A 7,257-nucleotide genomic window follows, 5' to 3' on the forward strand; every position below is an offset into this window, starting at 1 on the left:
ATAGGGTTTCTACAGAGCCTAAATTTAATAAAAATTTTTGAACTTTATATAATGAAAATTTTAGTTCAGATAATTCAATAATTTTATAATTAATCAAGTTCATCACTCCTAATCTTAATACCTTACTACATAATTTATTTATTAATCTCCATTTTCATGAAAATTTTAATATTAAAAAAACATTTATTATAAATAAGTAATAATAATATTCAAAATATTATTAATTATGTATGATAAAAAAATAAATACCTTGAAAAATTTATGAAAAAATTTTTTAATTTATTTTAAGTTTTTAATATAATCCCATGGAACACCTGAATCTATTACTTCAATTGGAATACCAATTGAAGATATTAAATCTGCTAAAGCATATAATCCTGGTATTTCACTATAATAATAAGATAAATCAATTAATGTTAAGTTTAATTTTTCAGCTAAAATACTTGATTGATGATTTAAATCTCCAGATATGAAAACATCAACATTTCTTTCTTTTGCTAATTTTATGTAATTTAAGTTGCTTAATCCATTTCCTGCTAAAATAGCAATTTTTTTTACAATTTTATTAGGGTTTCTACCATTAATCACTCTTGTATTTTCTTCATTAAATCTTTGAGAAATTGTGTTTAATATTTCTTCAAGTGTCCGATAACATGAACATATACGTCCTAAACCTGTTGTTATATCAAATGTTGACATTACTTTTAAGTTTAAACTTTTAGCTAATGCATCACTAGATCCTCCTTTATAAACATCCCAGTTTGTGTGGACCGTATACGTTGGTGTTCTTGGTGTGAAAATTGGGGGATGATGTGTTATAACTAAATCTCCTTTATTGAAAGAATCATCATTTTTGGGTAATATATCCATCATGACTTTGATGTTTTTTATTTCGGAATTTTGGTAATTTATTCCAAAATATCCTATTTTATCTTCTTTTAAAGCTAATTCTTTAGGAATCATTTCATCTATAGCTTTAAAAATATTTATAGTTAACATAATATTTTTCACTTTTTTCTTATTATTAAATAGGATTATATTTTTATTATTTAAATAGTTTTTATAAAAATAAAAATGAAATAATACTATTTTTAAAAAATGATTAAAAAAGTATTACTAATTAGTAAAAAAGTATTTATACATATGAACAGAATATAAAAATAATTAAAAGAAAATAAAATTTAATTATATCATCCAATAATAAGAAAATAACTTTTTAAATTAATTATAGGAGTAAAAAAAATGAATATTAAAACCTTGTACCATGAAAGTTACAAAAGAGGAAGAAAAAAAGCAAAAATATGGCAATGGTACGATAATTTATTTTTAGGTGCTTTAATAATAATATTTCTAATAAGTTTAATAATAAATGATTGGAATGTTGCATTCCTATCTATTATATTAACATTAATCATTTTATTAAATTATTGGAAAATGATACTAATAAAAATAGCAGAAAACAACTGTAAAAAAGAAAAATATGATAATGCACATAAATATATTAATTATATTTTAAAAAAAGATAAAAATAATTTATCAGCAATAATTAAAGAAGTAGAAATTTATAAAAAGCAAGATAAATTTCAAGAAGCATTAAATACTTGTAATAAAGGATTAAAAGTTAATCAAAATAATATTGAATTATTAATTTTAAAAGTAAAAATTTTAAATGAATTGAAAGATTATAAAAAATCCTTGAATATATGTGAAATGATTTTAAATATAAGTCCATATAATCCTGAAATTGAAGAAATAAAAAATCATATAAAAAGTAAAACTTAATTTTTTTCATGACAAAGTTTATTTTTCATTTAACCTTTTTAAAATGTCATCATTTTGTTTTTTTAAAATTTCAATTTGCTTAACTAAAATTTGATTTTGATAATTTAAATTATCTAACTCTTTTTTAATTTGCTTAATTGAAACATCTTCATTTTTGATATTAAAATTTTCAACATTTTGATTTTCAATCTTTTCTAATACTGCTTTTTTAATATAAAAATTTAAACGATCTTCAACTTGATTTGCAGGTAAACCATTATTAACATCTTGCTTTAATAATATTTGAATTTTAGGACCATAATCCACTTCTAAACCATTTGACTCCAATTTATTTTTAAAGTCTTGGCTTAATGAAAATCCTCCGGTAAATTCTTTAACTTTTTCTTTTGCAGAATCTTTATTAAATAATGCCATAATATAATATTTAATTATTTATCTATAAAAAAAGCTATGTTAATTTTATACTAAATTAGTATAATAAAAAATTTAAAAAAAAGTTAAGTTTAACGTAAAAACTAGAAAATTTTTACATTAATCTTCGAACATCAGTTACTTGAATACTTTCTACATCTTTAAGATTACTTAAAGCTGCTTCAGTAGATTCAGATCCACCTTCACCATCATCAACAACAACCATAGTATTTAAAGCTACTAAACCGAATGCTATTGGTTCTTCTTCAATTTGGTAAAATTCTGCATCATCAGGTATATTAGATTTAATATCTGATTTTAATTGTTCTAAATCAGTTTCTGGGCTTACAGGCATTACTTTAATAGTTGCTACAACATCTCCCATAATCATTCCTCCAATTAAATAGTAAAAAAAATAAGATTAAAACTTAAATTTTAATCTTATGGTCCTTCAAATCCACAGTCACATTTATAAGAGTGACCGAAAGTTCTACATTTTTCACATCTAGCGATGAGTTTACCACATTGTGGACATTTAAATTGAACATAAGGTTCAATTTGTGGTATTTCTTGTTTACAAGATTGGCAAATTATTTTTTCCATTTTTTATCACCTTTAATATATGTATATGGGAACGCATCAAAGTTCCCTTGATTTGTAATTATTGATAAAACTCTCTTAGGAAAGTTTCCATTAACAATGTAACAATCAGACTCGAATCGTATTAAAGTAGAGGGCAACATTAAGTCTATTGATGATTCTTCAAAAGTTAGTAGTTTTTTTACATCAATTTCTTCAATAAATTTGGACCCCTCTAGTGTAGGTTGTCGAGTATATATACCATTTACATTTGTTGCTATTAAAAGTTTTGCATTTATGAGGTGTGAAACATATGCTGCAATAGAATCAGAAGTCACATCCCAAGTATGTTCAAATGGATCTTCAATCAACAATAACTCAGAACATAACAAAATAGGTATTTTACCTTCATTTGATATTTTTACTGCTTGATTAATTGTTTTAGCTAATTTTGTAAAATTAAATTTATCATTTAATAATTTAGCTAAAATATCCATTGAATTTATAGCAGTTTCATGAGTAACATCATTAGAAAATCCTATTTCCATATCATATTTTCTAATTAAGTTTGCAAATTCTCCCCCACCAATAACAAGTAATGTATTAGTTCCTTTTAATTCGTTTATAAGAGATATTGCACTTTCTGGAACTAAACTTCCCCCAATTTTTATAACCCAATCAATAATTTTAATCACCAAAAATAATTTTTCAAAAAACAATATTCTTAATAAAAATTAACTATCATTTAAATAAAGAAGTTTATAATTAAATTGATAGTTAACTCATAACAACTTTAAATCTTGAGTGACCTTATCAATAATTTCATCTTCATCAGGCCCAATACCCAAACATGTAATAGTTGATGTAGGTAACTGGGTTCTTCCAGCATCAGTTACTAAAAAATTAGGAATATTATTTTTCTTAGCCATTTCTTTAATAACAAAAAGATCATCTAAAGAAGAAACCTTAAGAACAACCTTAGCTGAACCCTCAGACTCCCATCTACGAATCACACTAGAATTAACTTTTTCATAAGATCCAAGACAAGCATGACAACATTGAGCAGCTAATTTACCTTTACCCATCTTAAGATCATTACGAACAACAATAACTTGTTTCATTTAAAAATCATCTCAAATTTAATTAACATATACAAATATTTAAACATAATCTTTAATAAATATATAACTTATAATACTAAAAATTAATAAAAAATTATTTTTTTCAAAATAACAATAAAATCACAAAAATATAAAGGGAAAAGAGAGATTAAAAATGAGTAGAATTTCTATATTAGACCAAGATAGATGCCAACCCAAAAAATGTAACTATGTTTGTATAGAGTACTGTCCAGGAGTCCGAATGGATGAAGACACAATAGTAATAGATGAAAACAATAAAAAACCATTAATATCTGAAGAACTATGTTCTGGATGTGGAATTTGCACAAATAGATGTCCATTTGAAGCAATAAAAGTAATAAATTTACCAGAAGCATTAGAAGACCCAATACACCGATTTGGACAAAATCAATTTGAATTATTCGGATTACCAACACTAAAACAAGGAAAAGTAGTTGGTTTACTTGGACAAAATGGAATAGGAAAATCCACAATAATGAACATACTTTCAGGAGAAATAATACCAAATTTAGGAAACTTTGAAAAACCAGGAAATTGGGAAGAAGTAATAGAATATTACAAGGGTTCTTCATTACAAAATTACTTCAAAAGTTTACAAAAAGGAGAAATAAAAACAATACACAAACCACAAATGGTAGACCAACTACCTAAAGTAGTTAAAGGTAACGTAAAAACATTACTAACTAATGTAGATGAAAGAAACCAATTTGATTACATAGTAGAAAATTTAGACTTAGAAAGTGTCTTAGAAAGAGATATGAAAAACCTCAGTGGAGGAGAACTTCAAAAAGTAGCCATAGCAGCAACCGTACTACGAGAAGGTGATTTTTACTACTTTGATGAACCTACATCATGGTTAGATGTGAGACAAAGAATAAATGCAACCAAAGTAATAAGATCACTAGCAGAAGATAACAAAACAGTATTAATCATAGAACACGATCTTGCAACATTAGATGCATTAAGTGATAACATTCATGTATTATACGGCCAACCTGGAGCATATGGTGTAGTTTCAAGTATGAAAGGAGTAAGAGTAGGAATAAATGCTTACATTAACGGATTCCTAAAAGAAGAAAATGTAAGAATACGAAATAAACCCATAGAATTTGATATAAGACCACCAACCCCTGAAGATGAAGGAAACATATTAACCAACTATTCTGATATTAATAAAAAATTTAAAGGATTTGAATTAAATGCAAAAGCTGGAGAAATCTATCATGACGAAATAGTAACAGCATTTGGATCCAATGGAATGGGAAAAACAACATTTGCAAAAATATTAGCCGGTGAAGAAGAAGCAAACAAAGGTAGAGTAGAACAAAAAGTTAAAATAGCTTACAAACCTCAATATATTGTTTCAGACTTTGAAGGCACAGTAGAAAGCTTCTTATATATGAATGCACCAACTTACGGTTCAAATATATTTAAAAGTGAAATAGGAAAACCATTTGCACTTGATGAATTATTAGATAAAAATATTAAAGATTTAAGTGGAGGAGAATTACAAAGAGTTGCTGTAGCAACAACTTTAGCAAAAGATGCTGATATATACTTATTTGATGAACCAACAGCATTTTTGGATGTAGAACAAAGATTAACCGCAGGAAGAACAATAAGCAAAATCGTAGAAAGTAAAAATGCTGCTTCATTAATCATAGACCACGATATAGTATTTATCGATTATGTATCAGACAGAGCAATGGTATTCCAAGGAGAACCAGGATTAAATGGTAATGCAACAGCACCCTCCGATCTTAGAACTTCAATGAATATATTTTTAAAAGATTTAAACATAACATTTAGACGGGATAAAGAAACAAAACGTCCAAGAGTTAATAAATTAGATAGTTACCTTGATAGAGAACAAAAAGAACAAGGCGAATATTACTATTTAAAATTAGAATAAAAAAAAATATATTCAATAAATAATATAATAAAATTTTCAAAAAAAGTTTTTTTTAAAAAATTTGGGTTTTTAAAAAAACCCAAAAAAATTCTTTATTAAATTAAAAAAAAATATAAAAAAATTATTTTCGTAAAACTTCTACTGCTTTTTTAAATTCATCAGCAAAGACCTTTACATCTTCAGGTGGAACAGAAAAACTAACACGTAAATATTTATCACCAAATTTTTTACTAGTATACTGTCCTTCACGAGTAAATACATTACGTTCTAATAAGTATTTTGACATGTCTTTAGGATTAATATTCGCACCTGAAAGGTCAATAGCCAACATATTAGCATCAGATGGATATCTAACTATAAAAACACCATCACATTCATCCACTGCATCTTTAATAATTTTTTGATTATTAAATGTTGTATCTTTCACATAATCTATCCAATCGGGTTTAGATTTAAGTGCTTCAATAGCACCATATTGGGCTATAACATTTGTTCCTAAATCATCAATTAAAACTTGTCTAACTGAATTCATAACTTCATGAGTTGAAACTAAAGCACCTACTCTAATTCCTGCCATACCAAAAATTTTAGAAAAACTATAAACAGTTATGGTGTTTTCTGGCGCATAATTTGCGGCAAGATAATGTTTTCTAGAGAAATCTCTATATGTAATATCATGTAATAAAAATAAATCATTATCTTTAGCGATTTTTGCAAATTCTTTAATTTCATCCTCTGTATATGCACCACCTAACGGGTTTAAAGGATCAATTAGAATAATAAGACCAGTATTTTCATCAATATTTTCTTTTACCAAATCGGGAGTTAATTTATAACCACATTCTTCATTATAAATAGGTATAGATTTAACTTCTTTAGCAAAACGACTAGCAAAATTGTCAATAATCAAATAACCTGGATCCGGAGATATAACATTATCATTTGGACTTAATAAATCACTCATACAGTAATAAAGAGCGGTTGTTGCTCCAGCAGTAATAACTAAATCCATATCTTCAAGATCTAAATCTTTTAATACTAATTCTTTTAATTCACTGAGACCTTCTGGTGGAGGATATTTACAATAATCTTTACTTTCCACAGCTTTAATCATAGCATCTCTTACAAAGTTTTCATCATGTAAGTGGTTAGTATTTTGACCCATCCATATTAAATCTTCATCAAGGAAAAGTTCTTCAAAGAAATCATTAGCTGTTTTAAATCCTTTAGGAGCTTTTCTTAGTTTTTTCCCATGTTCTTTTTTTGGAATCATAACTATCACTAAATATATAAAAACATTTTCATTAAGAATAATAAAAAATTTTTTATAAATTAAATATTCATAGAAGTATATCTTTTAACTTGTTAATAAAATTTTTTATAAAAACAAATAAATTTTAATAAATAATGGCTCTGTAGAAACCCTATTTT

Annotated in this window: 9 protein-coding genes; 2 read left to right on the top strand and 7 right to left on the bottom strand. The window is 25.6% G+C overall.

The window, feature by feature from the left end; translation table 11 throughout:
• Positions 1 to 279: 279 nt before the first annotated feature.
• Positions 280 to 999: a Nif3-like dinuclear metal center hexameric protein gene (locus BP769_RS00780; RefSeq protein WP_413825649.1), complete on the bottom strand. Its 720-nt coding sequence runs from the start codon at positions 997 to 999 to the stop codon at positions 280 to 282.
• 243 nt (positions 1,000 to 1,242) lie between these two features.
• Here BP769_RS00780 and BP769_RS00785 point away from each other — a divergent pair, with 243 nt between their 5' ends.
• Positions 1,243 to 1,782 carry a tetratricopeptide repeat protein gene (locus tag BP769_RS00785; protein ID WP_413825646.1) on the top strand — a complete coding sequence of 180 codons (540 nt, stop codon included), beginning with the start codon at positions 1,243 to 1,245 and terminating at the stop codon, positions 1,780 to 1,782.
• 18 nt (positions 1,783 to 1,800) lie between these two features.
• On the opposite strand, the gene BP769_RS00790 is transcribed toward BP769_RS00785, so the two are convergent.
• From BP769_RS00790 to pth2, 5 genes are all read right to left on the bottom strand, one after another.
• The gene (locus tag BP769_RS00790) at positions 1,801 to 2,196 is read right to left on the bottom strand and encodes a hypothetical protein (protein WP_413825643.1); all 396 of its coding nucleotides are present in this window, start codon (positions 2,194 to 2,196) and stop codon (positions 1,801 to 1,803) included.
• 112 nt (positions 2,197 to 2,308) lie between these two features.
• The gene (locus tag BP769_RS00795) at positions 2,309 to 2,578 is read right to left on the bottom strand and encodes an elongation factor 1-beta (protein WP_409198021.1); all 270 of its coding nucleotides are present in this window, start codon (positions 2,576 to 2,578) and stop codon (positions 2,309 to 2,311) included.
• Between the two features lie 56 nt (positions 2,579 to 2,634).
• The gene (locus BP769_RS00800; RefSeq protein ID WP_409198022.1) at positions 2,635 to 2,796 is read right to left on the bottom strand and encodes a zinc finger domain-containing protein; all 162 of its coding nucleotides are present in this window, start codon (positions 2,794 to 2,796) and stop codon (positions 2,635 to 2,637) included.
• On the bottom strand, positions 2,784 to 3,467 hold the full coding sequence (locus BP769_RS00805) for a delta 1-pyrroline-5-carboxylate synthetase (RefSeq protein ID WP_413825709.1): 684 nt from the start codon (positions 3,465 to 3,467) through the stop codon (positions 2,784 to 2,786). The genes BP769_RS00800 and BP769_RS00805 overlap by 13 nt, the downstream gene beginning before the upstream one ends.
• 87 nt (positions 3,468 to 3,554) lie before the next feature.
• A complete protein-coding gene (pth2, locus tag BP769_RS00810) occupies positions 3,555 to 3,893 on the bottom strand; it encodes a peptidyl-tRNA hydrolase Pth2 (protein WP_409198023.1) in 339 nt (112 codons plus the stop codon).
• A gap of 154 nt (positions 3,894 to 4,047) precedes the next feature.
• On the opposite strand from pth2, the gene BP769_RS00815 reads away from it, so the two are divergent.
• Positions 4,048 to 5,826 (top strand): ribosome biogenesis/translation initiation ATPase RLI, encoded by a 1,779-nt coding sequence (locus BP769_RS00815; protein WP_413825641.1) that lies wholly within the window; start codon positions 4,048 to 4,050, stop codon positions 5,824 to 5,826.
• A gap of 121 nt (positions 5,827 to 5,947) precedes the next feature.
• Here BP769_RS00815 and BP769_RS00820 read toward each other — a convergent pair whose 3' ends face one another.
• Positions 5,948 to 7,099, bottom strand: a complete 1,152-nt coding sequence (locus BP769_RS00820; RefSeq protein ID WP_413825638.1) for a pyridoxal phosphate-dependent aminotransferase — start codon at positions 7,097 to 7,099, stop codon at positions 5,948 to 5,950.
• Positions 7,100 to 7,257 lie beyond the last annotated feature (158 nt).

Source organism: Methanobrevibacter sp. UBA417 (assembly GCF_002508845.1).
GTDB classification, from domain to species: domain Archaea; phylum Methanobacteriota; class Methanobacteria; order Methanobacteriales; family Methanobacteriaceae; genus Methanobrevibacter_A; species Methanobrevibacter_A acididurans.